Source organism: Streptomyces rugosispiralis (assembly GCF_024505145.1).
Taxonomy (GTDB): Bacteria; Actinomycetota; Actinomycetes; order Streptomycetales; family Streptomycetaceae; genus Streptomyces; species Streptomyces rugosispiralis.
The window spans coordinates 104021-128283 of the sequence record NZ_JANIAA010000029.1 but is presented as its reverse complement, the minus strand read 5'-3'; the positions used below and the strand labels follow the sequence as shown (position 1 = coordinate 128283).

Annotated in this window: 23 protein-coding genes; 14 read left to right on the top strand and 9 right to left on the bottom strand. The window is 71.4% G+C overall.

The window, feature by feature from the left end; translation table 11 throughout:
- Positions 1-642: 642 nt before the first annotated feature.
- From eccD to NP777_RS32655, 7 genes are all read right to left on the bottom strand, one after another.
- The gene (gene eccD, locus NP777_RS32685) at positions 643-2010 is read right to left on the bottom strand and encodes a type VII secretion integral membrane protein EccD (protein ID WP_256653783.1); all 1368 of its coding nucleotides are present in this window, start codon (positions 2008-2010) and stop codon (positions 643-645) included.
- A 23-nt stretch (positions 2011-2033) separates the two neighbouring features.
- On the bottom strand, positions 2034-2303 hold the full coding sequence (locus NP777_RS32680) for a hypothetical protein (RefSeq protein WP_256653782.1): 270 nt from the start codon (positions 2301-2303) through the stop codon (positions 2034-2036).
- Complete coding sequence (locus tag NP777_RS32675; protein WP_256653781.1) at positions 2303-3226, bottom strand: hypothetical protein; 924 nt, start codon at positions 3224-3226, stop codon at positions 2303-2305. Before NP777_RS32675 ends, NP777_RS32680 begins: the two co-directional genes overlap by 1 nt.
- Positions 3227-3306: 80 nt before the next feature.
- Positions 3307-5610 (bottom strand): hypothetical protein, encoded by a 2304-nt coding sequence (locus tag NP777_RS32670; RefSeq protein WP_256653780.1) that lies wholly within the window; start codon positions 5608-5610, stop codon positions 3307-3309.
- Positions 5607-6005 carry a DUF6507 family protein gene (locus tag NP777_RS32665; protein WP_256653779.1) on the bottom strand — a complete coding sequence of 133 codons (399 nt, stop codon included), beginning with the start codon at positions 6003-6005 and terminating at the stop codon, positions 5607-5609. The genes NP777_RS32670 and NP777_RS32665 overlap by 4 nt, the downstream gene beginning before the upstream one ends.
- A 44-nt stretch (positions 6006-6049) precedes the next feature.
- Positions 6050-6358 (bottom strand): pore-forming ESAT-6 family protein, encoded by a 309-nt coding sequence (locus NP777_RS32660; protein WP_137980117.1) that lies wholly within the window; start codon positions 6356-6358, stop codon positions 6050-6052.
- 21 nt (positions 6359-6379) lie between these two features.
- On the bottom strand, positions 6380-6712 hold the full coding sequence (locus NP777_RS32655) for a hypothetical protein (RefSeq protein WP_037957788.1): 333 nt from the start codon (positions 6710-6712) through the stop codon (positions 6380-6382).
- A 172-nt stretch (positions 6713-6884) separates the two neighbouring features.
- Between NP777_RS32655 and NP777_RS32650 the strand changes: the two genes are divergently transcribed.
- Positions 6885-7166, top strand: coding sequence for a ribosomal protein L7/L12 (locus NP777_RS32650; RefSeq protein ID WP_256653778.1), 282 nt, complete (start codon positions 6885-6887; stop codon positions 7164-7166).
- A 67-nt stretch (positions 7167-7233) separates the two neighbouring features.
- On the opposite strand, the gene NP777_RS32645 is transcribed toward NP777_RS32650, so the two are convergent.
- Positions 7234-7911, bottom strand: a complete 678-nt coding sequence (locus NP777_RS32645) for a GntR family transcriptional regulator (protein WP_256653777.1) — start codon at positions 7909-7911, stop codon at positions 7234-7236.
- A 158-nt stretch (positions 7912-8069) separates the two neighbouring features.
- Here NP777_RS32645 and NP777_RS32640 point away from each other — a divergent pair, with 158 nt between their 5' ends.
- The 12 genes from NP777_RS32640 to NP777_RS32585 all read left to right on the top strand — a co-directional run bounded on the left by NP777_RS32640 (position 8070) and on the right by NP777_RS32585 (position 22860).
- Positions 8070-9569, top strand: a complete 1500-nt coding sequence (locus NP777_RS32640; RefSeq protein WP_256653776.1) for an L-lactate MFS transporter — start codon at positions 8070-8072, stop codon at positions 9567-9569.
- Positions 9566-9688: an MFS transporter small subunit gene (locus tag NP777_RS32635; protein ID WP_256653775.1), complete on the top strand. Its 123-nt coding sequence runs from the start codon at positions 9566-9568 to the stop codon at positions 9686-9688. Before NP777_RS32640 ends, NP777_RS32635 begins: the two co-directional genes overlap by 4 nt.
- A gap of 170 nt (positions 9689-9858) precedes the next feature.
- Entirely contained in the window at positions 9859-11808 is a 1950-nt protein-coding gene (locus tag NP777_RS32630) for a molybdopterin oxidoreductase family protein (RefSeq protein WP_256653774.1), read from the top strand.
- A gap of 2 nt (positions 11809-11810) precedes the next feature.
- Positions 11811-13649: an NADH-ubiquinone oxidoreductase-F iron-sulfur binding region domain-containing protein gene (locus NP777_RS32625; protein ID WP_256653773.1), complete on the top strand. Its 1839-nt coding sequence runs from the start codon at positions 11811-11813 to the stop codon at positions 13647-13649.
- Positions 13646-14518 carry a 2Fe-2S iron-sulfur cluster-binding protein gene (locus NP777_RS32620; protein WP_256653772.1) on the top strand — a complete coding sequence of 291 codons (873 nt, stop codon included), beginning with the start codon at positions 13646-13648 and terminating at the stop codon, positions 14516-14518. The genes NP777_RS32625 and NP777_RS32620 overlap by 4 nt, the downstream gene beginning before the upstream one ends.
- A gap of 5 nt (positions 14519-14523) precedes the next feature.
- Positions 14524-15414 carry a formate dehydrogenase accessory sulfurtransferase FdhD gene (gene fdhD, locus NP777_RS32615; protein WP_256653771.1) on the top strand — a complete coding sequence of 297 codons (891 nt, stop codon included), beginning with the start codon at positions 14524-14526 and terminating at the stop codon, positions 15412-15414.
- Positions 15415-15640: 226 nt separating this feature from the next.
- Complete coding sequence (locus NP777_RS32610) at positions 15641-16225, top strand: TetR/AcrR family transcriptional regulator (RefSeq protein WP_256653770.1); 585 nt, start codon at positions 15641-15643, stop codon at positions 16223-16225.
- A gap of 166 nt (positions 16226-16391) precedes the next feature.
- A complete protein-coding gene (locus NP777_RS32605; protein ID WP_256653769.1) occupies positions 16392-17831 on the top strand; it encodes an MFS transporter in 1440 nt (479 codons plus the stop codon).
- Positions 17828-18586, top strand: a complete 759-nt coding sequence (locus NP777_RS32600) for an SDR family NAD(P)-dependent oxidoreductase (RefSeq protein WP_256653768.1) — start codon at positions 17828-17830, stop codon at positions 18584-18586. Before NP777_RS32605 ends, NP777_RS32600 begins: the two co-directional genes overlap by 4 nt.
- A gap of 300 nt (positions 18587-18886) precedes the next feature.
- Positions 18887-20215, top strand: coding sequence for a serine hydrolase domain-containing protein (locus NP777_RS32595; protein ID WP_256653767.1), 1329 nt, complete (start codon positions 18887-18889; stop codon positions 20213-20215).
- A 46-nt stretch (positions 20216-20261) separates the two neighbouring features.
- A complete protein-coding gene (locus tag NP777_RS32590; RefSeq protein WP_256653766.1) occupies positions 20262-20624 on the top strand; it encodes a MerR family transcriptional regulator in 363 nt (120 codons plus the stop codon).
- 262 nt (positions 20625-20886) lie between these two features.
- Positions 20887-22860 (top strand): sialidase family protein, encoded by a 1974-nt coding sequence (locus tag NP777_RS32585; protein ID WP_256653765.1) that lies wholly within the window; start codon positions 20887-20889, stop codon positions 22858-22860.
- A gap of 22 nt (positions 22861-22882) precedes the next feature.
- On the opposite strand, the gene NP777_RS32580 is transcribed toward NP777_RS32585, so the two are convergent.
- The gene (locus NP777_RS32580) at positions 22883-23341 is read right to left on the bottom strand and encodes a VOC family protein (RefSeq protein WP_256653764.1); all 459 of its coding nucleotides are present in this window, start codon (positions 23339-23341) and stop codon (positions 22883-22885) included.
- A 169-nt stretch (positions 23342-23510) separates the two neighbouring features.
- Here NP777_RS32580 and NP777_RS32575 point away from each other — a divergent pair, with 169 nt between their 5' ends.
- Entirely contained in the window at positions 23511-24203 is a 693-nt protein-coding gene (locus NP777_RS32575; RefSeq protein ID WP_256653763.1) for a class I SAM-dependent DNA methyltransferase, read from the top strand.
- The last annotated feature ends 60 nt before the right edge of the window (positions 24204-24263 follow it).

Genomic DNA, 24263 nt, shown 5'->3' with positions numbered 1-24263 from the left:
GGGGGGGGGGGGGGGGGGGGGGGGGGGGGGGGGGGGGCGGGGGGGGGGGGGGGGGGGGGGGGGGGGGGGGGGGGGGGGGGGGGGGGGGGGGGGGGGGGGGGGCGGCGGGTGTGGGGGGCGCGGCGGGAGCGGGAGGCACGGCTGGGGCGGGGTGTGCGGCGGGCGGGGAGGGCGCGGGAGGCTCGGGCGGGGGATCATCTGGGCCCGCCGCCCCGTTCACCCGCCGTGGGGCGGGGGCGGGGTGGGCCTCGGTGGCTCCCGAACCGCCGGGCGCCTCCCCGGCCCCGGGAGCGCCCGAAGCCATCAGTGCTCGCAGAGCCTTGTAGCCTTCCGAGGCCTTGGGATCAGGGGCACCATGCGAAGCCTTGGAGTCAGGGGCACCATGCGAAGCCTTGGGGCCATGCGGACCCCCGGCGGCCTCCGGTGCCTCGGGACCACTCCTCCCGGCATCCGCGGCCTCGGCGGTCCTGGAGGGCCCGGGGCTCTTGGAGACAGGCGTGTTCCGCAACTGGTGGAGCACATCGCTCTGCCAATCCCCTGCGCCCATGACGCCTCCTCTCGGCTCGGATACGGACGACGGTCGACTACGACAAGGACAACGACGACAACGACAACGACAACGACAACGGCCAGGAACCGGCGCTAGAACGCGTCCAGCAATCGCGCATACACCCCGAACTCCCCGACCACCAGCGGAAACAGCATGATGACGCCCACCGCCTCGACCAAGTCCACGATCCGCCGGAGCCGGACCCGGACATGCTCGGGCGGCCGTACGGTCAGCACGCCCAGCGGGAGCAGCGCGGCGACGGCGAGCGCGGCCAGCGGCCCGTACGGCCGGCCGTCGGTGGTGTCGAGCCAGAGCACCACCAGACGCACCAGCAGCACCATGGCCGCGGCGAGCAGCGCCACCACCTCGGCCGCCAGCGGGTACGCCCGCGACCGGGACAGCAGGACGATCGCGAGCACCGCGGTGAGCGGCACCGTCCACGCGGAGGCGTCGCCGACGGCGAGCAGCCCGGCGGCGGTGGCGGACACCGCGGTGACGAGCGTGGCGAACACCAGCCCCCGGTGGGTGGCGGCGAGCGCGGTCGCCACCTCGTGCCGGCTGACCGACGCCCCGCCCGAGCGCCGGTCGTCAAGACCGGTGAGCCCGGCGGCGGTCAATGCGAGGCGCGGCAGCAGGCCGAGCGCCACCACGGACACCACGGCGAGCACCGCCCCCAACCGGGCCTGCTGGACATCGGTGTGGGCGCCGTTCTGCAACGCGGCGACGACCTCCCACAGCCCGCCGGTGACCACGACGGCCCCGGCGCCGATGTACGCACCCCGCCCGACCGTGGCCGAGGCCCCGAGCAGCAACAGCGTCACCACAATGGCCCCCGCCACCCCGGCGAGCCGCGCCGCACCGCCCCAGCCGTGGGCGTCCGCGGCCGTCCAGGCGGCGAGCACGCCGAGGGTGCCGCCGGTGAGCATGAGGGTGGCGCCGAGGTCCCGGTTGCGCAGCCGGGCGGCCGCGGCCCCGGTCAGCGCAGCCGCCGCGGCCGCCACGGCCAGGGCGGTGGCCACACCGGAGTCGGGGAGGCCGCGCCGCGCCAGCAGCCCGACGGCCAGTGCCAGCGCGAGGGTGGCCGCGCTCGCGGTCCACTGCCGCGCCGCCGCCGACCACCGCCATGCCCGGAGGTCCAGGTCCTCGGCCACCTCGTCGGTGACGTCGTGCACCACCGGCGCCGCGGGAACGTCCCGCTCCCGCACCAGCCGCAGCACCGCACCGTCCGGCACCGCCGCGGACGCGAGCGTGGCGTCCTGCGGCAGGACGACCCCCTCGGCGGTGACCAGATGCCGCAGTGTCGGCCGGTCCGCCACCTGGTCGTCGACCAGCCGCAGCACATCCGGCAGCAGCCGGCCGACCGGCTCGTCGGCGGGCAGCACGATGTCCACCCGCCGCCGCTCCCCGACCAGCGTGACCCGGCTCAACTCGGCGCGCCGCGCCTGCTTCGCCGCCCCCACGATTCCCCCTCCCCCGACAGGCCCTACCGGGCCGTGTCCGTCGCCGCGGTGGACGAAGGCGTCAGCACACCCGGCCCGGACCGGCCCTGCTTGCCGATGGCGTCGGAGATGAACGACCACCCCACGCACCCGGCGCACAGCACCGCCGCGATCACGATGCCCGCGAACACCTTCCCCAAATTGTCATCCACCGACCGCCGCCCCCGCTGCGCCCCGAACAACAACGCGTCCCGAATCCGCCGCCGCCGGACCGCCACCGACTCCAGCAGCTGACTGTCGTAGTCCCGTGCCATCAGTTCTCACGCCCGGCCAGTTCGCGCAGGGTGGCAAGGTCCGGGGCGGTGGCGTGGGAAGCCAGGTCCACACGGCCGGCCTGGGTGTCGGCCGGCTCGCGGGCGAACTCGGCGAGGGCTTGCGAGGGCGCGAGCCCGCTTTCCTTGGCTCGCCGCAGCCGCTCCAGCCACCGCAGGCCCGCGTGATGACCGGCGTCCTCGGCGGCCTCGCGGGGCTCATAACTGGCGGCCCCTTCGGCGTCCGCGGCCCATAGATAGCCGAGGATGCCCCCGCGCCCGCTGGTGACCGGGGCATATTCGATCTCCCCCTTGGCGGTCCTGGCATAATCGTTCCCACCGAATCCCACGTTGTAGTGGAAAATGCGGTTCCGGTAGGGGATTTCAAAACTGCCCCACACATCGGATGCCGAACCGTCCTCGTCGAAATAATTATCGACGCCGGTCTCCGTCGGTTTTCCGAACCAGGTGGGATCGTCGGGATCGGTGTCATCGCCGACGAGCTCGGAGATTTCCCGCAGAGCCGCCGCGAGGCGCGGATAGTTCGCGGCGTGCACGGCTTCCTGCGACCGACCGCGCAAATCGTAGGGCATCCACGCATCGGAGTACGTCGTCAGACGTGCCGTGTAATAACCGAGGAGCATTGACACGCCGAGCGTGAGCAGTCGCTCTTCGCGGTGCTCGACGCCGTCCGCCCCCAGCCATACACCCGGGCACCTGATGTCCGCCTCCACGGCGCCGGGCTCGCCGGGGCGCAGCCCGCGCCTCACCAGGCGGACCAGGTCGCTTCCGTCCGGCTCGGTCACCTCGAATTCGCCGCTGAAGAGGTAGTTCTCCGGATGGCCCGACTCCGGGACCGAGACGCGGACCCGGGGGTTACCGACGGCGAGCCGGTGGCTCGCCAGCACTGAGAACGCGTCCAGCACTCCGGTGAGGGTCCGCTCGATGGCGTCCCCGGCCTCGTCCTCGTTCCCCCACGTCCACCGGGCGACGGGCGTTGACGCGATCACGGCGCTCCTCCAGGATCAGGAACGAACTTTCCACCGGGGGGAATCATCAGAGTGCCGTCCTCGACTCGAATGACGAACTGCACGTTCGTGGTGCCATACACCTCGTTCAGCCGCCGGGTCATATTCTTGGCTTGTAGATCTTCCAGGGTGCCCTTGGTGTCGACCACGAATGTCTGCACATCGGCATGTGAACGGGTCAGCTGGTGTATCTCCCCCATGATCTTATTCATCAGCTTCTTGGGGTTCGTTACGGTCTTGAACTGGTATCCGTACGCCGTGCCCCTGTGATCGTAGGCCAGTACGTCCAGATCCGCCCCATCCTCCATCCAGACGCCGGGCTTGATCTCGAACCCATTCTCCCCCTTGACCTCGAACTTGATGTCGTCGATCCCGCTGGCGTGCAGCCGGTTGGCGAGGCGGACTTGGTCTATCCCACCCTTCATGTCCTCCTTGGCAAAATTGGAGACCAAAGTGTCATAGCCGTAGGAGTGTTTGAACCGGCCGGAGGCGATAGTGTCGGCGATCTCCTGGCCCTGCGGATGCCTGGCGAGGTTGTCCAGCAGCTTGCCCCAGTTGTCAGGCTTGACGTTCGAACCGCGCAGCTGTTGGCGGATCAGCCGCTCGGTCTCGCCTCCGCGCTCGAACGGCCGAGGCTCCTCCCTGGGAAGCCCGTCGTCACCTGGGCCGCCCGAATCGTGGGGGCCACCAGGACCGCCCGGGTCGTGTGGGCCTCCGGGACCACCGCCGCCGCCCGGACCGTCACCGCCACCCCCGCCGCCCGGGGCCGCGGAGTCGTGGGTGGGGGTGCCGGTGTCGTGGGTGGTGGGGTGGGAGCCGCCGCTCGTGGTGGGGGCGTGCTTCTCGGGCGGGTCGTTCGGCGGGTCGTTCGGCGGGTCGTTCGGGCCGTCGTTGCTCGCGCGGGGGCCCAGGTCGTCGGGGGCACGGCCCACCTCGTGGCCGGGGGCGCCCACCTGGGCGAGCTCTCGCTGCCGGGGGCGCTGGGCCGCGCCCGGCGCCTGCCGGTCATCGGCGGACGGCTCGTGCACCGGGTGGTGCACGGTGCCGTCGGGGAGTTCGAGGGCGCCGTTCTTGTGCAGGACGCTGCCGTCGGGCAGCTTGACCGAGCCGTCCGGGCGGAAGACCGTGTCGTCCGGAAGCTTGAGTGAGCCGTCCGGCAGCCGCACACCGCTCCCGGCGCGCAGGTTCTTCAGATGGCTCACCAGGTCGCCGACCTTGAGCTTGGACAGCCCGATGCCAGCGCCCTTGACGACGTAGGTCATCGGGTCCACGACCTTGCCGACCTTGCCCGCCGCGCTGAGCGTCCGCGCGACGGCGCCCGACTTGGCGGCGGACCCCGCGCCGTCCGTGGCGATGGCCGTGAGCACGTTGAAGGTGACCCCGCCCGCCGCACGAGCCGGGTTCTTGCCCCACTCGTCCCATGCCACCATCGCCTTACCGGCGTTGATCATGGCGTGTTTGGTGCTCTTGAGGAACCCCGGCAGCATGGAGTCGGGCGTCGCGAACCAGCCCGGCACCAGCGTGTTCAGCGACAGGCCCACGGCCAGCTTGCCGAGGTTCGCCCAGGAGTTCTTGAAGGCGTCCCAGCCGTCGACGCCGACCATGGTGCCCAGCCCCCGGATGGTGCCCCAGACGCCGTCGACGATGAAGCCGTCCCAGACGAAGCTCTTGATCCAATGGCCGAACTCGTACCAGTGGTGCGTCTCCGACTCCTGAGTGCCCCAGGGCGTCTGTTCCGCGTGCTGGAAGACGTCAGCCGTATAGCCGTACATCCCCGGCTTGTGGGAACCGTCGTCGACCACCCAGTGGGTGCCGCCGACCAGCGCACTGATCTTGTTTGCACAGCTCCGCTCGGCGGCCTCGAACGCGGCCGTGGCCGCGCCCACGTCGGCCATCAGGTCATTGTTGTGCTGGACCTTGTCCCCGTCGTCCTTCCAGTCGTCGTCGCCCCCGTTCTCCCTGATGAACTCGGCGGCGTCCGCCCTGAGCCGCTTCAGCCGCTCGACGATGGGCCGCACCTCGGTGGCGTACGCGCTCAGGGCGCTGCTGACGGCCTCCAGCTTGGTGGCGAACCCGTCGGCCTTCTCCTTGACCGGCCTGGTGGTCGCGAACAGCTGCTCGGCCTCGGGCGCCGTGTAGTACGCCGACAGGCCCTGGAACTGGTCATGGACCCCCTGGCCGGTCTTGCGGATGTGTCCGGCGTCCGCCTTCAGCGCCGGCGCGTCCTTCTCCAGCTGCTCCAGTCTTCCCGTGAATTCGGGAATGCCATCAAGGCTGATCATTTCGAACCGTTCCGATGGTGTTGACCCGGAGGGTTCAGATCGGGCGCCTTCAACGCCTCGCGCTGGGCGTGCGCCGCCATGGCGAGGTCGCCCCCGACGTACTCCTTCGTGGCGGTCGCCGCGCCCCTGATCGACTTGCCGGAGCGCGCGGCGATGTACTTGATGTCGTTCTCTGTCTTCTGTTCGAACTCGACCAGGGCCGCCGCGACGGGCCCGCCCTCGGGCTTGGGCCCGCACCCCATGCTCAGCGTGCCCGCCGACTTCGCGGCACTCAGCAGGTGCTTGCCGTACGACTTCGCCTGGCCCTCGATGTCGTCGGCGACATGTCCGGTCTTGAGAAGGACACCACGCACCCCACTGGTGTCGATGTCCCAGCCGTCATCAGGCTTTCCCACCACGTCCCCCTTTCAGCCTCAACGGCGCGCGGTGTCACGCGAGTTCAGCCGATGGCGTCCACCGCCGCCTTGGCCCTGGACAGGGTCTGCTGGGCGGTCCCGTCGTTCTTCTCCAGAGTGGCCTTCACCAGGTGGATGATCTGCCGCACCTCGGCGGCGGCCTTGTTCCACCGCGCTTCCTTGCCGTGGTACTCGTCCGCCACACCGTCGGCGGTGAAGTCCGCCATGGCCGCCTTCACCGCCCGGTCCCGGTCGGTGAGCACCCGCTCCAACTGCCCGATCACCACGCCGAGGCTCCCCTGCACCTCACCCGAGGCCCCCGTGTCGTAGCTGCGCCGATCCTGATTCCCCATTGCTCGTCACCCCCGCCGTGTTCACCGGCCGTTGAAACGGGCCGCGTCGAAATTGGCCGCGGCCATGGTCTGCCGCGCGTTGTCCGCCGACTCCACGTCACCGCTGCCGAATGCCTTGTCCATCCCGGACTGGCCGCCCAGGATGTCCCGGAGCGAGCCGTTGAGCGCCGCGGTGATCTCGTCCGCGTTCTGCTTGAACTGGTCGAACGCCGCCTTGCCCGCGCCGTTGAAACGGCCTTCCAGCGGCTGCGCCGCGGCGATCAGTTGGCGGATGAGTGCCCCCAGGTCATCACTCGATCCGGATGTCTGGGAGGTCAGCGTTGACAGCGTGGAACTGCCCATGTCGAACTTCACGAACCCACCCCCGTTGGGTAGTCGCCATGGTTCCGTCGAGCGGGCCCCGCGTCGGAGGCCCGACCCATCCCAGTATGGCCCCGGGCACCGACAGTCCCGCCACCGCTCGGTAACAGTCGGTCGCCCAACCCGTAACAGGACCGACGGCGGCGCGACACTACGATCACCGCTCATGGAGATAGCGGCGTACATCGCGATCATGGCTCTGATAGTGCAGTATCCGCTGCTGGAGTCGAGGATTCAGAAGGTCCAGCGCAGGGCGGACCGCATCGAACGCAAGCTTGATCTGATCCTCGACCACCTGGACATCCAGGTGACGGAGCCCGGTTTGGAGCGGGTGGTGGCCCTGGTGCGGGAGGGCAAGAAGATCGAGGCCATCAAGGTCTACCGGCAGCTCACCGACGCCGGCCTGAAGGAGGCCAAGGACGCGGTCGAGCGCATGGAAGTCGCTTAGGGCCTGCCTGGAGGTCGCGGCGCCGGGCGGACCGGTGATCGGCGGACCGGCGGGCCGGCGGATCGGGTCAGGGGCGCTCGCGGTCGTGGTAGGTGCGGCGGGTGTGTTCGGTGTGGGCGCGCATGACGGCCGTGGCGCCGTGTTCGTCGCCCGCGGCGATGGCCGCGATCAGCTCACGGTGCTCGATCCAGGACTGCTTGCCGCGCTGGCGGGCGACCGGGGTGTAGTACCAGCGGACCCGGCGGTCCACCTGGGCGGCCAGCTCGGACAGGACCGCGTTTCCGGCGAGCTCCATCACCTTGGCGTGGAATTCGGCGTTGGCCGCGACCGCGCCGTCCACATCGTCGTCCAGGACCGCGCGCTCGCCCTTGGCGCACAGCTCCTCCAGGGCGGCGACACCGGTCTCGTCGGCCCCGGCGGCGGCCAGCCGGGCGGCCTCGGCCTCGAGGAGCGTGCGCACCGTAAGAAGCTGATCGGCCTCCTCCTCGGTGGGCTCGTGGACGAACGCGCCCTGGGCGGGCCGCAGATCGACCCAGCCCTCGGTGTTGAGCCGCTGGAGGGCCTCGCGCACCGGCTGGCGGGAGACGCCGAGATGGCCCGCCAGCTCACTCTCCACGAGGTGCTGACCGGGGCGGAGGGCGCGGGTGGTGATGAGTTCGAGCAGCGCCTCGTAGACCCGCTCGCGGAGTGGCCCGGGCCGCTCCAGCTTCGGCACCGCGCCCTGCGGCAATCCCCTGGACAGCATCGCGCCCCCTCTGGCTGGCTGTTCACCGGATGTCCGGATTCACCGGATGCGTGAATTGGTTATTGTCTACAGTTTACCCAACCTGTCCACGACGCCGACACATCCCGGGTGCCTTGACGTCTAGTCATCGACTCGTTGAATCCTTAAAGTCCGGGCACATGCTCACCAATGATCGTCTCGGCCCACTCAGCCGCTCACGCACCCTGGCCCCGCCAGGGTGGAGCCGCTGGCTGGTGCCGCCCGCCGCCCTGTCCGTTCATCTCTCGATCGGCCAGGCCTACGCGTGGAGCGTGTTCAAGCCGCCCCTGGAGTCCTCGATGGACCTCTCGGGCACGGCCAGCGCGCTCCCCTTCCAGCTGGGCATCGTGATGCTCGGCCTGTCCGCCGCCTTCGGCGGCACGCTCGTGGAGCGCAACGGCCCGCGCTGGGCGATGTTCGTCTCCCTCGTCTGCTTCTCCTCCGGCTTCCTCGTCGCCGCGCTCGGCGCCGCCACCAGCCAGTACTGGCTGGTGGTCCTCGGCTACGGCTTCATCGGCGGGATCGGGCTCGGCATCGGCTACATCTCCCCCGTCTCCACGCTGATGAAGTGGTTCCCCGACCGACCGGGTATGGCCACCGGCATCGCCATCATGGGCTTCGGCGGCGGGGCGTTGATCGCCTCGCCCTGGTCCAGCAAGCTGATGGAGCACTTCGGCACCGACAACGGCGGCATCGCCGCCACCTTCCTGGTCCACGGCGTGACCTACGCGGCCTTCATGGCCCTCGGCGTGCTGCTGGTGCGCGTACCGCCCGAGGGCTGGCGGCCGGCCGGCTGGGAGCCGCCGCAGGAGCAGGGGCACATGATCAGCACGGCCGACGTCTCCGCGCGCAACGCCATCCGCACCCCGCAGTTCTGGTTCCTGTGGGTGGTGCTGTGCATGAACGTGACGGCGGGCATCGGCATCCTGGAGAAGGCCGCGCCCATGATCGGCGACTACTTCAAGGACACCGACACCCCCGTCTCCGCCACCGCGGCGGCCGGTTTCGTCGCCCTGCTGTCGGCGGCCAACATGGCCGGGCGGCTGCTGTGGTCGTCCACCTCCGACCTCATCGGGCGCAAGAACATGTACCGGGTCTACCTGGGCGTGGGCGCGCTGATGTATCTGGCCATCTCACAGCTCGGGGACTCCTCCAAGCCCCTGTTCGTGGTCTGCGCCCTGGTGATCCTCTCGTTCTACGGGGGCGGCTTCTCTACCGTTCCGGCGTATCTGAAGGACCTGTTCGGCACCTATCAGGTGGGCGCGATCCACGGCCGGCTGCTCACCGCGTGGTCGGTGGCCGGGGTCCTGGGCCCGTACATCGTCAACAAGGTCGCCGACCACCAGGAGGAGGCGGGGAAGACCGGTCCCGGGCTGTACTCGCTCTCGCTCACCATCATGATCGTGCTGCTGGTCGTCGGCTTCGTCGCCAACGAGCTGATACGGCCGGTCCATCCGCGCTTCCATGAACCGGCGCCCACGGCGGCCGAGTCCGGGGACGCGGCGGCCGAGTCCGGGGCGGCGCCGGAATCCAAGGTGGCGGCCGAGCCCAAGGTGGCGGCCGAGTCCGGGGCGGCGTCAGAGCCCAAGGCAGCGGCCGAGCCCGAGGCGGCGTCCGCCGAGAAGGGAGGGGACCGATGACCGAGCCCACCAAGGATCGCACCGCGCTGACCGTGGCCGTCTGGGCCTGGGTCGTGCTGCCCTTCGGATACGGGGTCTACGAGCTCGTCCAGAAGGCCACCCAGCTCTTCACCGGCTGAGCCGCACCGACCGGGGTTCCATCACCGGGGAACGGAAGGGGGGTTGAGGTGTCGTCCGACTCCTTGACCCTCTTCTCGGGCATACTGTATTCAATATTCAGTCGACGATACCCGGACGCTCGGTCCCCTCACGTCGCACCGTGCGGCGTGACCGCCGTAAGGAGCCCGTCGTGGCCCGTAACCGCCAGCGCAACCGACAACAGAAGCAGTACCCGCGGCTGACCCACCCCCTGGTGCGGGACTCAGTGAGCGGAGAACTCCGCCGCGCCTCCTGGGACGAGGCGCTCAGCCGGGCCGCCGCCGGGTTCCGGGCCGTGACGGCGGCCCATGGGCCCGACGCGTTCGGCATGTTCTCCTGCGCCCGCGCCACCAACGAGATGAACTATGTGGCCCAGAAGTTCACCCGGGTGGTGATCGGCACCAACAATGTCGACTCCTGCAACCGCACCTGCCACGCGCCCAGCGTCGCGGGGCTGTCCGCCGTCTTCGGCTCCGGCGGCGGCACCTCGTCGTACGCGGAGGTCGAGGACACCGACCTCATCGTGATGTGGGGTTCCAACGCCCGCTTCGCGCACCCGATCTTCTTCCATCACGTCCTCAAGGGCATCCGCAACGGCGCCCGGATGTACGCCGTCGATCCGCGCCGCACCTCGACCGCCGAATGGGCGGAGAGCTGGCTGGGGCTGAACGTCGGCACCGACATCCCGCTCGCCCACGCCGTGGGCCGCGAGATCATCCACGCGGGGCTCGCCAACCGGGCCTTCATCGAGCGCGCGACCACCGGCTTCGAGGAGTACGCGGCCCATGTGGAGCCCTGGACCCTGAGCGTCGCGGAGAAGGTCACCGGCGTCCCGGCGGACGCCATCCGCGACCTCGCGCACGCCTACGCCACCGCCGAGCGCGCCCAGCTGTGCTGGACGCTCGGCATCACCGAGCACCACAACGGCACCGACAACGTCCGGGCGCTGATCAATCTCTCCCTGCTGACCGGCCATGTCGGCCGGTACGGCTGCGGGCTGCAGCCGCTGCGCGGCCAGAACAACGTGCAGGGCGGCGGCGATATGGGCGCCATCCCCAACCGGCTGCCCGGCTTCCAGGACATCCTGGACCCGCCCATCCGGTCCAAGTTCGAGCGCGCCTGGGACGTGGTCATCCAGCCGCGCTACGGGCTGAACCTCACCGAGATGTTCGAGGCCATGGAGGCGGGCGAACTGCGCGCCGTCTACTGCATCGGCGAGAACCCGGCCCAGTCCGAGGCCGACACCGAACAGGCCGTCCGGCGGCTGGAGTCGCTGGAGCACCTGGTGGTGCAGGACATCTTCCTCACCAGGACCGCCGAGCTGGCCGACGTGGTGCTCCCGGCGACCGCCGGCTGGTGCGAGACGGAGGGCACCACCACCAACAGCGAGCGGCGCGTCCAGCGGGTGCGGAAGGCCGTGGAGCCGCCGGGCGAGGCGCGCGAGGACATCGACATCATCTGCGAGCTGGCGCGGCGGCTCGGCCACGACTGGAAGTTCGAGGGCGCGGAGGAGGTCTGGAACGAGCTGCGCGACGTCTCCCCGGACCACTTCGGCATGACGTACGAGCGGCTGGAGGAGCACCAGGGCATCCAGTGGCCCTGCCCCAGCACGGACCGTCTCGAGCCCACCTATCTGCACGGCCGTCTGTGGGAGAACGATCCGGCGCTGCGCGGCCCGCTCGCCCCCTTCGGCCCGGTGAAGCACGATCCGCCGGTCGATCTGACCGATGACGCGTTTCCGATCCGGCTCACCACGGGGCGGCGCCTGGACTCGTACAACACCGGGGTGCAGAGCGGGGGTTTCGCCTCTCCGCTGCGGCGCGGCGAGTACGTAGAGCTGTGTCCGGAGGACGCGGCCCGCTATCGGGTGGAGGCCGAGGAGCGGGTGCGGGTCACCTCGCGGCGCGGTTCGGTGGTGGCGCCGGTGTGGATCGATCCCGGGCTGCGGCCGGGGCTCGCCTTCATGACCATGCACTTCCCCGACGAGGTGGACACCAACTCCCTGACGATCGAGGCGAACTGCCCCATCGCGGGGACGGCGGAGTTCAAGGCGTCGGCCATAAGGATCGAGAAGATTCCCGTGACCGCCGTAAGGAGCTGATCGTGGATCTGCGGTTCGGTGACAGCAAGCCCACGGACGAGGAGCGGGCGGCGGTCGACGCGCTGCTCGGCCGGCCCGAGTCCGCCTGGGAGGGCGCGGACGACCGTACGGACACGGATCTGCGCTGGGCCCGTGGCGGCCGCGAGGCACGGGAGCGGCGCGATCTGCTGTTGCCCGGGCTGCACGCCCTCAACGACCGGGTGGGCTGGATCAGCGAGGGCGGCCTGGACTATCTCTGCCGCCGGCTGACGGTCCCTCCGGCCGAGGGCTACGGGGTGGCGACCTTCTACGCGATGTTCGCGGTGAAACCCCGTCCGGCGACCGTCGTCCACGTCTGTACGGATCTGGCATGCGCGGCCCGGGGTTCCGCGCGGGTGTGCGCGGAGCTCGAACGGGACGTCGGCCCGGCGGGCTCGGCGGGTTCCGGGGCCGTATGGCAGCCCAGCCCGTGCCTGGGCCTGTGCGAGCGTGCCCCGGCGGCCCTGGCGATCCGCGCGGGCGAGACCCCGCGGGCCGCGGTCGTCGCCCCCGCCACCGCCGGGGCGGTCGCCGACGCGGCGTCGGCGCCGCACCAGGCGCCGGCCGAGCCGCCCGCGGTGGCCGCGGTCCCCCAGGCCGGCGCCGACGGCCTGGTGCTGCTGCGCCGGGTCGGGGTGGTGGACCCGGGGTCGCTGGACGACTACCGCGCCCATGGCGGATACGCGGCCCTGCGGCGCGCGTTCGCACTCGGGCCCGCCGGGGTGATCCGGGAGGTGACCGAGGCGGGTCTGGTCGGGCGGGGCGGGGCCGCGTTCCCGACCGGGCGGAAGTGGTCGGCCACCGCCCAGCAGCCCGACCATCCGCACTATCTGGTCTGCAACGCCGACGAGAGCGAACCGGGCACCTTCAAGGACCGGGTCCTGATGGAGGGCGATCCCTACGCCCTCATCGAGGCCATGACGGTCGCGGGCTACGCCACCGGGGCCCACCGCGGCTATCTGTATCTGCGCGGCGAGTACCCCCGGGCGCTGCGCCGGCTGCGCACCGCCATCGACCGGGCCCGGTCCCGTGGCTTCCTCGGTAAGGACGTCATGGGCCAGGGGTTCGCGTTCGACATCGAGATCCGGCGCGGCGCGGGCGCGTACATCTGCGGCGAGGAGACCGCGATCTTCAACTCGATCGAGGGGCGGCGCGGTGAACCCCGCAGCAAACCGCCCTTCCCGGTCGAGAAGGGGCTGTTCGGCAAGCCGACCGCGGTCAACAACGTGGAGACCCTGGTCAATGTGTTGCCGATTCTGATCGAGGGCGCGCAGGCCTATGCGCGTACCGGCACCGGCACCTCGACCGGCACCAAGCTGTTCTGCGTCTCCGGCACGGTCGCCCGGCCCGGCGTCTACGAGCTGCCGTTCGGGGCGACGCTGCGGGAGCTGCTGGAGCTCGCGGGGCCGCCCGAGGCCCTGCGCGCGGTGCTGCTCGGCGGCGCCGCGGGCGGTTTCGTACGCCCCGACGAACTGGATGTGCCGCTCACCTTCGAGGGCACCCGCGCCGCGGGCACCACACTCGGCTCGGGGGTGGTGCTGGTGCTGGACGAGAGCGTCGAGCTGCCCCGCGTCCTGCTGCGCATCGCGGAGTTCTTCCGCGACGAGTCCTGCGGCCAGTGCGTCCCCTGCCGGGTGGGCACCGTACGGCAGGAGGAGGCGCTGCACCGGCTCAAGGACCGTACGGGCGCCGCCGCGGCCGGGGACATCGCGCTGCTGCGCGAGGTGGGCCAGGCCATGCGGGACGCCTCGATCTGCGGTCTGGGCCAGACCGCCTGGAACGCCGTGGAGTCCGCCATCGACCGCCTGGGAGCCTTCAAGTGACCGCGATACCGCTGCGACCCCCGCGCCGACTGGTCGATCTCACCCTGGACGGCGAGCCGGTCCGCGCCCCGGAGGACAGCACCCTGCTGGACGCCTGCCGCGCCGCGGGCAAGGACATCCCGACCCTGTGTCAGGGCGACACGCTCACTCCGAAGAACGCCTGCCGAGTGTGCGTGGTGGAGGTGGAGGGCGCCCGCACCCTCGCCCCGGCCTGCTCCCGCCGGGTGGAGCAGGGCATGGAGGTGCGCACGGACACCGGGCGGGCCCGGCACAGCCGTAAGGTCGTCCTGGAGCTGCTGGCCTCCTCCACCGATCTGTCGACGACCCCGCGCGCCGCCGGGTGGATCGAGGAGTACGGGGCCGAGCCGGACCGTTTCGGCGCGGACGCCGCCCGGGTGGACGAGGAGCCGAAGGTCGACAATGACCTGTACGTCCGCGACTACGACAAATGCATCCTCTGCTACAAGTGCGTGGACGCCTGTGGTGAGCAGTGGCAGAATACCTTCGCGATCGCGGTCGCGGGCCGCGGCTTCGACGCCAGGATCTCCACCGAGCACGACGCGCCCCTCACCGACTCCGCGTGTGTCTACTGCGGCAACTGCATCGAGGTGTGCCCGACCGGCGCGCTGAGCTTCAAGACGGAGTTCGACATGCGGACGGCCGGGACGTGGAACGAGGCGGCCCAGACGGAGACGACCACGGTGTGCGCCTACTGTGGTGTGGGCTGCAATCTCACCCTCCATGTGCAGGAGAATGAGATCGTGAAGGTCACCTCGCCGCACGACAATCCCGTCACGCACGGGAACCTGTGCATCAAGGGCCGCTTCGGCTACCAGCACGTACAGAACCACGCACAGAACCGGGACTGATCGACATGGGACGGGTCACCGAGCGACGCCGCGTCATCCGCATCCGGGACGGGGCGGTCAGCGCCCGGCCGGACACCCTCGTGGCGGAGGAGCCGCTGGAGATCCGGCTGAACGGGAAACCGCTGGCCATCACCATGCGCACGCCGGGCGACGACTTCGCCCTCGCCGCCGGATTCCTGGTGAGCGAGGGGGTCCTCGGGCGCGCGGACGAGCTGGCGAACATCGTCTACTGCGCGGGCGCCACCCCGGGGGCACCCCCAGCGGTAGCTGGGGGAGGGTCCAACACCTACAACGTGGTGGATGTGACCCTGGCCCCGGGCGTGCCGGTCCCGGACATCACCCTCGAGCGCAATGTCTACACGACCTCGTCCTGCGGTCTATGCGGCAAGGCCAGCCTGGACGCGGTGCGGACGACCGCGCGCTGGCCGCTGGCGGACGGTCTCGGAGACGCCGGGGGCTCCGCCGTCCGGATCGAGCCGGAGACGCTCGCCGTGCTCCCGGACCGGCTCCGCGCGGCACAGCGCGTCTTCGACCGGACCGGCGGTCTGCACGCGGCGGCGCTGTTCAGCCCGGACGGTGAGCTGCTGGACCTGCGGGAGGACGTGGGGCGGCACAACGCGGTGGACAAGCTGGTGGGGCGGGCGCTCCAGCAGGGCCTGCTGCCGCTGTCGGGGTCGGTGCTGATGGTCTCGGGGCGCGCCTCCTTCGAGCTGGCGCAGAAGGCCGTGATGGCGGGGATCCCGGTGCTGGCGGCGGTGTCGGCGCCCTCCTCGCTGGCGGTGGATCTGGCGGCGGAGACGGGGCTGACCCTGGTCGGCTTCCTGCGCGGCACCTCGATGAACGTGTACGCGGGCGAGCAGCGGCTCGCCCTGCGGACAGCGGTTGGCGGGGCCTGACGAGCGGCCCGCCCGCTGCACGGGTTGGCGGGCCGGCCGACGGGGAGCGCCCCCTGCGTCGGCCGGCCCCTACCGGGCCCGGCAACCCCGGCGACCCCGGCGACCCCGGCGACCCCGGCGACCCCGGCGACCCGCGACTCGTACATACGTTCCGCCGTTCCGTGTCCGGGCCTTCACTCGAAAGTGTTCTTGACCGCTCGTTCTGGTTAGGTGCTACGGTTGGGTCATGGCCAGAACGAAGGAATTCGATCCAGAGGCCGCCCTGCAGTCGGCTCTCGAGCTGTTCTGGCAGCGCGGCTATGAAGCGACCTCGATGGCGGACCTCGTCGACTATCTCGGCATCGGCCGCGCCAGTATCTACGCGACCTTCGGCAGCAAGCACGAGCTGTATCTGAAGGCCATGGACCGCTATGCGGAGACGCGCGATCCGCCCCTGCTGGCCGAGCTGTCCCAGCCCGGTCCGGCGCTGCCCGCGGTGCGGTCGGTGGTGCGCCGGTTCGCCGAGGAGGCAGCCTCTCCGGAGATGCGGCTGGCCGGCTGCCTGGTGACCAACACGGCGGCCGAGTTGGCGCCGCACGACCCGGCGGCGGCCCGCCGGGTGGAGCTCAGCTGGGACCGCGTGGAGACCCCGCTGTGCTCCGCGCTGATACGGGCCCAGGCCCAGGGGGAGCTCCCCGAGGACCGCGACCCCCGCGCGCTGGCGCGGATGCTGTTCGTGCTGCTGCAGGGGCTGCGGGTGGTGGGCAAGGCGTCGGACGACCCGGCCCGGGTGCGGGACGCGGCGGAGCAGGCGCTGACACTGCTGGACTGATCTCCCTGGCCTGACCTTCCGAGCCCACCTCTCACCTGCCACCTCTCACCTCCCGCCCCTCCATGACCCACCGGCCGGAGCCGCACCACACCACGATCACGGGAGTCACACAGAGCCCATTCTCACGCCCGCATATTAAAACGATCGGTCAAATATTGGGGGAGAGATGACCGTCACCGACACCCCGTGCGACACCGACAGCGACACGAACACAGACACAGACACCGCCACCGCCACCGCCACGACCCACCGTCGCCGGGCCTTCGCGCTGCTCGGCTCCGTCCAGATCACCCTGATCTTCACGCTCGCGGCGATCGCCGTGCCGCTGCCCGAGATCGGCCGGGCCTTCGGCCTGGAGCGGGCCGATCTGATTCTGCTCAGCGCCGCCTATGGGCTGACCTTCGCCGGGCTGCTGCTCTTCGGCGGGCGCCTCTCCGACCGCTACGGCGGGCGGCGGGCCCTCACCGCCGGGCTCATCGTCTTCGCCGCCGCCTCGGCCGCCGCACCGTTCTCCTCCGGCATCGGGACCCTGCTCGTGGCCCGGTTCGCCCAGGGCGCGGGGGCGGCCCTGATAGCGCCCGCCGCCATGGGCGTGCTGCGCGCCGTCTTCCCGGCTCCCGCGGCCTACGGCAAGGCGATGGCGACCTGGGGCGGGCTCTCGGTGCTCGGCGCGACCGCGGGCAATCTGCTCTCCGGGGTAATAGCCGAGCTGCTGTCCTGGCGCTGGAGCTTCGCCGTACCGCTGGCGGTGGCCGTGGCCGCCCTCGTCCTCGCGCCCCGGCTGCTGCCGAACACCCCGCCGAGCCGGGGCCGGGCGCTCGATCTGCCGGGCGCGCTGCTGGCCACGGCCGGGATCACGCTCGTCAGTTACGGGCTCGTGGTCACCGACGCGCTGCCCTGGTCGTCGGCCGGGGTGCTGGCGCCCCTGCTCATCGGGGCAGCGCTGCTCATCGCGTTCTGGTACGCCGAGCGCCGGGCGGGCGATCCGCTGCTGCCGCCCCGCTTCCTGCTGGACCGGCGGCGGGCGCTGGCCCTGGCGGCGATCGCGTTCAGTGCCTGCGCGACCGCCATGACCTTTGTGACCCTCTCGCTCCATCTCCAGCAGGACCGTGACTGGTCGCCGCTGCGGACCTCGGCCGCCTTCGTGCCGTTCGCCATCGCCCTGCTCACCTCGGGCCGGGCGGCCGGGCCGCTGATAGCCCGCTTCGGCCCCCGCGTCGTCACCGCCGCCGGGCTGGCCACGGCCGGGGCCGGGCTGGTGCTGCTCGCCCTCACCGGGCTCGACCCGCACACCCCGTACGCCTCCGCGCTGCTGCCGGGGCTGGTGCTGCTCCCGGCCGGGGCCGCCGCCTCCTTCGCCGGGGCCGCCGTGCTCACCACCCATGGGGTGCCGCATGAGCGGACCGGGCTCGCGGGCGGGGTGCTGAACACCGCGATGGAGCTCGGCCCGACCGTGGTCTTCGCCATCGTGCTCACCTTCGGCAGCGATGCCGTCTCCCTCGCCGCGACGGGGGCCGCGCTCGCCCTCGTCGCCGCCCTGAACCTCCGCGCCCAGCGGAGCCGCCCGTCCCGTCCCTCCTCTCTTCCTCAAGGAGCCACGCAGTGAACCGCTTCACCGGAAAGACCGCCCTCGTCACCGGAGCCGGCACCGGTCTCGGCCGTGCCATCGCGCTCGCCTTCGCCGCCGAAGGCGCCTCCGTGGTGGCCGCGGGCCGCACCGAATCCACCCTGGCCGAGACGGTCCGCCTCATCGAGGCCGCCGATGGCCGGGCCGCCGCCGTGACCGCCGATGTGACCGACTCCGGGCAGCTGCGGGCGCTGGTGCACAGCGCCGTCACCCGTTTCGGCGGACTGGACATCGCCGTCAACAACGCCGGGATACTGCGCGGCAAGGGGCCCGTCGGCGAGGTCAGCGAGGAGGACTGGGAGGCGGTGCTGCGCACCAATGTCACCGGGGTCTGGCTGGCCATGAAGCACCAGATCGCGCATATGAAGGAGCACGGCGGCGGGGCGATCGTCAATGTCTCCTCCAACCTCGGCGCCCATCTGCGGGTTTCGGGCCTCGGCGCCTACAGCACCTCCAAGGCGGCGGTCGCCACGCTGACCCGGATCGCCGCGCTCGACCACATCCACCAGGGCGTCCGGATCAACGCGGTCAGCCCCGGCGCCTCCGACGGCCCCATGTCGCTGCTGCCGGGTGAGACCGAGGCCGATCGCGCCGAGCGGGCGAAGAGCGAGACTCCGCTGGGCCGGGTGGCGGAGGCGGACGAGATCGCGGCGGCCGTGCTCTACCTCGCCTCACCGGCGGCGGGCGCCGTGGTCGGCACGGATCTCGTGGTGGACAGCGGCTCATCGGCCTGACCGGCCTCGAGCGCCCGGCCGAGGCCGGTCAGGGTTCGACGGAAGCGCGTCAGGGTTCGGCGGAAGCCCGGCCGAAGGCTGACCGAAACGGGCCGGAGCCCGACCGGAGCCCAGCCTGAGCCCGGCTGAAGCCGGACGAAGCCCGGCCGGAGCCCGACCGAAGCCCGGTCAGAGCCCGGCTGAAGCCGGCCGGAGCCCGGCCGGAGCCTGGTCAGAGCCCGGCCATGGGGCTGTCTTCACCCGAACCCCGGGGGCTTGCCGCATGGCCGGGGCACCACCGCCCCCGGAAGCTGGTGAGACATGAACACACCCACGAAGCGCCCTCGTTTACGCCTCGTCACGGCCGCCGCCGTCACCGCCGCCCTCCTCGGCGGTGCGGCCGCGGTTCCGGCGGCCGCCACCACGGCGCCGAAGGCCGGCCCCGCCTCGTCCGACACCTCCGTCACCTCGTCCGCCACCTCCGCCGCCGCCACCTCCGCCACCTCCGCCACCTCCGCCACCTCCGGTCAGCGGCTCAGCGAGGCCGAGTTGCGGCGCGCGGTGGCCCGGACGCTGGAGGACGCCGGTTACATCGGCATCACCGTGGAGGTGCGCGACGGCCACCGCCGGATCCACGCCCGCGCGGGCGAGGCGGAGCGCGGCACCGGCCGCCCCATGCCGTACGGGGCGCACTACCGGGCCGCGAGCGTCACCAAGTCCTTCGTGGCCACGGTCGTCCTCCAACTCGTCGCCGAGGGGCGGCTCTCGCTGAGCGACCCGGTGGACAAGTGGCTGCCGGGCGTGGTGAGCGGCAACGGCAACGACGGCCGCCGGATCACCGTCAGGAATCTGCTCCAGCACACCAGCGGCATCCACAACTACGACTACAGCGAGGACACCGGCGACACGGCGGCGGACTTCGAGCGGACCCGGTTCGACCATGTCTCCCCCGAGCAAGTGGTCGCCGGGGCGATGAAGCACCGGCCCGATTTCCCGCCCGCACCGGCCGATGACCCGAAGCCCGACTGGAACTACTCCAACCCCGGCTATGTCCTCGCCGGAATGATCATCCAGAAGGTCACCGGACGGGCATGGCCGGAGGAGGTCCGCGACCGCGTCATCCGCCCGCTGGGTCTGACCGGCACCTCCGAGCCCGGGGACGATCCGCGGATCAAGGCCCCGTACGCTCATACGTATCAGCGCTTCCCCGGCTCCGACGGCTGGACGGACACCACCCTGCGGAATGTCTCCTCGGGCGGTGCGGCCGGTTCCATCATCACCACCGACCGCGATCTGGACCGGTTCTACACCGCCCTGCTGAACGGCCGTCTGCTGCCCCCGGCGCAGCTGGCCGAGATGCGCCGGACGGTCCCCGTCGGACCGGACTTCGAGGTGGCCTTCCCGCATGCGCAATACGGGCTCGGGATGATACGCCAGCCGCTCAGCTGCGGCGGCTACCGCTGGGGCCACGGCGGCGACCTCGAAGGGGCCACGGTGCGCACCGGCTTCACCGAGGGCGGGCGGCGTTCGGTGACCATCAGCTCCAGCGGCAAGACCGCCGATGACGAGGAGATACTCCACGCCGAGAGCGTCCTGCAAGGCCTTATCGACCGCGTTCTGTGCGAGGGGATCGGAGGCCGTAAACTCTGACACCCATTGGAGGGTTCGGAGAGTTACCGCCGCGAGGAGGAGGCCCATGCGGATCGGCGAGCTGTCCCGCCGCACCGGGGTGAGCGAACGGCTGCTGCGCTACTACGAACAGCAGGGCCTCCTCCGGCCCGAGCGGCTGCCCAGCGGCTATCGCGCCTACCGCGCGTCCGATGTGGCGGTGGTGCGGCGCGTCCGCGCGCTGCTGGCGGCCGGGCTGTCGACGGCGACCATCTGCCAGGTCCTGCCCTGCCTCCGCGACGACGGTGAGCACCTCGTGCCCACCTGCCCGGACCTGCTGGGCGAACTGCGCGCCGAGCGGGATCGGATGACCTCGGCCATCGAGGAGCTCGAGGTGTCCCGGTCGCTGCTGGACCGGGTCATCACGGCGGGTCAGACGGCCATGGGCTGACCGAGGCGGGGCGCGTCCGGGGGCGGGCGCCGTCCCCCTCGCGCCCCGCCCTCACCTCAACTGGCGGAGTGTCACGAGGATATGACGCACGGTCCTTGTCCCGGGCGACCGCAGGACGAGACACTTTCAGCCGCAGTCATGTGTGAGACATGGGATGTCTTGATGTCCTGACGGCATGATGCCTCATGGCGTGATGCCCAGAGGGCCTCGACGTCCAGATGCCGATGCCTCGACGAGGCAGTCTGAAGGGCAGGCCGTGACCATGGCGTCAGTTCTCCGCACACGTCCCCGCACCAGACCACCCCGCTCCCGTACCAGACCGTGGCGGCGCCGCGCCTCCGTGCTCCTCACCGCCGCGGCGCTGGCCCTGGTCCCGCTTCCGGTTCGGGCCGCGGACACGGATTCCTCCGTGCCCGCGGCCCGCGCCGACTCCGGCTTCGAACAACAGGTCCTCTTCAAGTCCGCCCAGGAACAGGGCTACTCCTGCTTTCGGATCCCGGCGATCGTCAAGGCCGAGGACGGCGCCCTGCTGGCCTTCGCCGAGGGCCGGGTCGACAACTGCGGTGACGCCGGGGACATCGATCTGGTCCTCAAGCGCTCCACCGACGGCGGCCGCACCTGGGGCCCGCTCCAGGTGGTCAACCAGGGCGACGGCGACACCCACGGCAACCCCGCGCCCATCGTGGACCAGCGCACCGGCCGCATCGTGCTCGCCAGCACCTACAACACCGGCCGCGACGACTCCCAGAGCTGCGACGTCCCCTGTGACCGCTCCCCGCATCTGCAGTACAGCGACGACAACGGCGCCACCTGGTCGGCCCCGCGCGATCTGAGCTCCTCGCTGATGCCGGCCCAGTGGAACTCCTGGTACGCCACCGGCCCCGTCCACGGCATCCAGCTCCAGCGCGGCCGCCACAAGGGCCGGCTGGTCTTCACCCTCAACACCGAGAGCTTCGGCGGCGGCCGCATCACCGACAACCACGCCGCGCTCGCCTACAGCGACGACGGCGGCGACCGCTGGCGCATCGGCGCGGTGGACAGCTACCCGCTCGCCGAGGACGGCACCTTCCGCCAGAAGCCGTCCGAGATGACGCTGGTGGAGCGCGCCGACGGCTCGATCTACGTCAGCGGCCGGGAGCAGGACGGCACCGATCTCGGCCACCGCGACTACGCCATCAGCCGGGACGGCGGCCAGAGCTTCACCGCGCCCTTCCGCGCCATTCCCGATCTGCCCACCCCCCAGGTGCAGGGCTCGATCCTGCGGCTGCGCGACCCGGCCCGCGACGGCTACAGCCGACTGCTCTTCTCCGCCCCCGCCGACCCCGACCGCCGCCGCACCATGATGGTCCGCTCCTCCTGGGACGAGGCCCGCACCTGGGACGGTGTGGACCGCGGCAAGGTCGTCACCACCGACTGGTCCGGCTACTCCGACATGGTCGCGATCTCCCGTGACACGGTGGGGCTGCTGTACGAGGGCGGTGCGGTGGACGCCCGTGACGAGATCCGCTTCGCCCGCTTCACCGAGGACTGGCTGGGCTCCCGCCAGCCGCCCTCCCCCACCACCGACGACCGCGCGCCCGGCGCCCGGTCCGCGACCGTGCTCGGTGGCGCGGCCACGCGCGACGACGGCCGTTTCGGCGGCGCGCTGTCCTTCGACGGGACGGACGACGCCGTACGGGTCCCGTACCGGAACGCGCTGCCGCTGGGCACCCGCGACTTCACCGTGAGCCTGTGGTTCCGCTACTCGGCCGCCTCCGGGCAGCATCCGTTCCTGTGGATGGGCGGCATCGGCAACAAACAGCCGCAGGTCTGGCTGCGGGGTGAGCCGGGGAGCAACCGGATCCGGGCGCTGATGACCACGGTCAACGGCTTCGCCACCTTCACCAGCGCCTCGGTGTCCACCGACGCCGCGTACAACGACGGGCAGTGGCACCACATCGCCCTGGTCCGCAGCGGTGGACGGCTCTCCCTGACCGTGGACGGCGGCACCGCGGTCACCGCCCCCGACGCCCCGGGCACCGTGAGCCGCACCGCGCCCTTCGGCCTCCACCTCGGCCAGGCCGTGGACAGCCGCTCCCACATGACAGGCGATCTCGATGAGTTCCGCCTGTACGGCCGCGCCCTGTCCGACACCGAACTGCGCCGTGTCCGCGAGTTCAACGCCCCGCTCGACGACCCCCGCTCCGGCGCCCTCGTCCACCTCCCCCTCGACCGCGTGCGGTCATCCCACAACTAGTCGCCACAACTGGTCACCACAACTAGACGACACAGAACTCATTGCCCTCCGGGTCCTGGAGCACCACCGCGTAGTACTCCATCCCCGGCTCGTCCATGATCCGCAGGACCGTGGCTCCGGCTTCCTTCAGCCGGTCCACGGTCGCGGTGACGCGCTCGGTGCGGACCGCGACGGGCACATCCCGCCCACCGCCCACCTTCAGATCGAGATGCAGCCGGTTCTTGGTGGCCTTCGCCTCCGGAACCTGCTGGAACCACACCCGCGGACCCTGCCCCTCCGGATCCACGATGGACTCCGGGGTCTCCCCGACCCCGGGGAGCAGTTCCTCGGCGGGCACCCCCATGTCCGCCCAGTACTCCCGCCAGGTGGCGTGGCCGCCCGGCGGGGGCTCCGGCACATAGCCCAGGGCCTCGGACCAGAAGGCCACCATCCGGCGTGGCTCGGCACAGTCGATGGTCAGCTGCAGCGTGAGCGTCGTCATGCCCGAAGCCTCCCAGAGGGGTACGACAACGGACCCCGGAATCCAGAGGCGAAACCCCTCCCACGCGGCAGCCGCGCCCAGGGGCGGAGCCCTTGGCAGTGGGAAGGGGCGAGGAGGGAAGGGGCGAGGAGGGAAGGACCCGCGGTGTGTCCCGCTAGGGTGTGCGGCCGTGACCGAAGCCGACTTCTTGAACTCCACGCGGGCGTCCTACGACGCCATGGCCATCGACTACGACGAGCGATTCCGCGATGAACTGGCGGCCCAGACCCTGGAACGGGCGGTGTTCGCCGGGTTCGCCGAGCTGGTACGGAACGCCGGGGGCGGACCGGTGGCCGATGTGGGCAGCGGACCGGGCCGGGTGACCGCGCATCTCCACGGTCTGGGGCTGTCCGTGTACGGGATCGACCTGTCGCCGCGGATGGTGGAGCTGGCCCGGCGGGAGCATCCCGGGCTGCGGTTCGAGGAGGGGTCGATGCTGGCCCTGGACATCCCGGACGGCACCCTCGCCGCCGTGGTGGCGTGGTACTCCACGATCCACGTTCCGCAGGAGCGGCTGCCGGATGTGTTCGCCGAGTTCCACCGGGTGCTGGCGCCCGGTGGATACGCGCTGGTGGGCTTCCAGGTGGGCGATGAGCAGCGGGTCTATGCGGAGGCGTTCGGCCATGAGGTGTCGCTGACCTTCCGCCGCTGGCAGCCGGACCGGATCGCCGAGTTGCTGGCCGGGGCCGGACTGCCCGTCCACGCCCGGACCATCCGTGAACCGGAACGCTGGGAGCCCACCCCGCAGGCGTTCCTCATCGCCCGCAAGCCGCTGCCGCCTGCCGACGACCAGGCAGCCGGAGACGAGACCGCCGGTAACTAGGCAGCCGCAACCCCGGCCGCCGGTGACCAGGCAGCCGCGACCCCGGCCGCCGGTGACCAG

Coding starts and splice junctions, on each gene's coding strand:
- NP777_RS32595 (WP_256653767.1), top strand. CDS start 18,887: ATGAACACACCCACGAAGCGCCCTCGTTTACGCCTCGTCACGGCCGCC.
- NP777_RS32590 (WP_256653766.1), top strand. CDS start 20,262: ATGCGGATCGGCGAGCTGTCCCGCCGCACCGGGGTGAGCGAACGGCTG.
- NP777_RS32585 (WP_256653765.1), top strand. CDS start 20,887: ATGGCGTCAGTTCTCCGCACACGTCCCCGCACCAGACCACCCCGCTCC.
- NP777_RS32680 (WP_256653782.1), bottom strand. CDS start 2,303: ATGGCACGGGACTACGACAGTCAGCTGCTGGAGTCGGTGGCGGTCCGG.
- NP777_RS32605 (WP_256653769.1), top strand. CDS start 16,392: ATGACCGTCACCGACACCCCGTGCGACACCGACAGCGACACGAACACA.
- NP777_RS32650 (WP_256653778.1), top strand. CDS start 6,885: ATGGAGATAGCGGCGTACATCGCGATCATGGCTCTGATAGTGCAGTAT.
- fdhD (WP_256653771.1), top strand. CDS start 14,524: ATGGGACGGGTCACCGAGCGACGCCGCGTCATCCGCATCCGGGACGGG.
- NP777_RS32580 (WP_256653764.1), bottom strand. CDS start 23,341: ATGACGACGCTCACGCTGCAGCTGACCATCGACTGTGCCGAGCCACGC.
- NP777_RS32635 (WP_256653775.1), top strand. CDS start 9,566: ATGACCGAGCCCACCAAGGATCGCACCGCGCTGACCGTGGCCGTCTGG.
- NP777_RS32610 (WP_256653770.1), top strand. CDS start 15,641: ATGGCCAGAACGAAGGAATTCGATCCAGAGGCCGCCCTGCAGTCGGCT.
- NP777_RS32645 (WP_256653777.1), bottom strand. CDS start 7,911: ATGCTGTCCAGGGGATTGCCGCAGGGCGCGGTGCCGAAGCTGGAGCGG.
- NP777_RS32640 (WP_256653776.1), top strand. CDS start 8,070: ATGCTCACCAATGATCGTCTCGGCCCACTCAGCCGCTCACGCACCCTG.
- NP777_RS32670 (WP_256653780.1), bottom strand. CDS start 5,610: ATGATCAGCCTTGATGGCATTCCCGAATTCACGGGAAGACTGGAGCAG.
- NP777_RS32660 (WP_137980117.1), bottom strand. CDS start 6,358: ATGGGGAATCAGGATCGGCGCAGCTACGACACGGGGGCCTCGGGTGAG.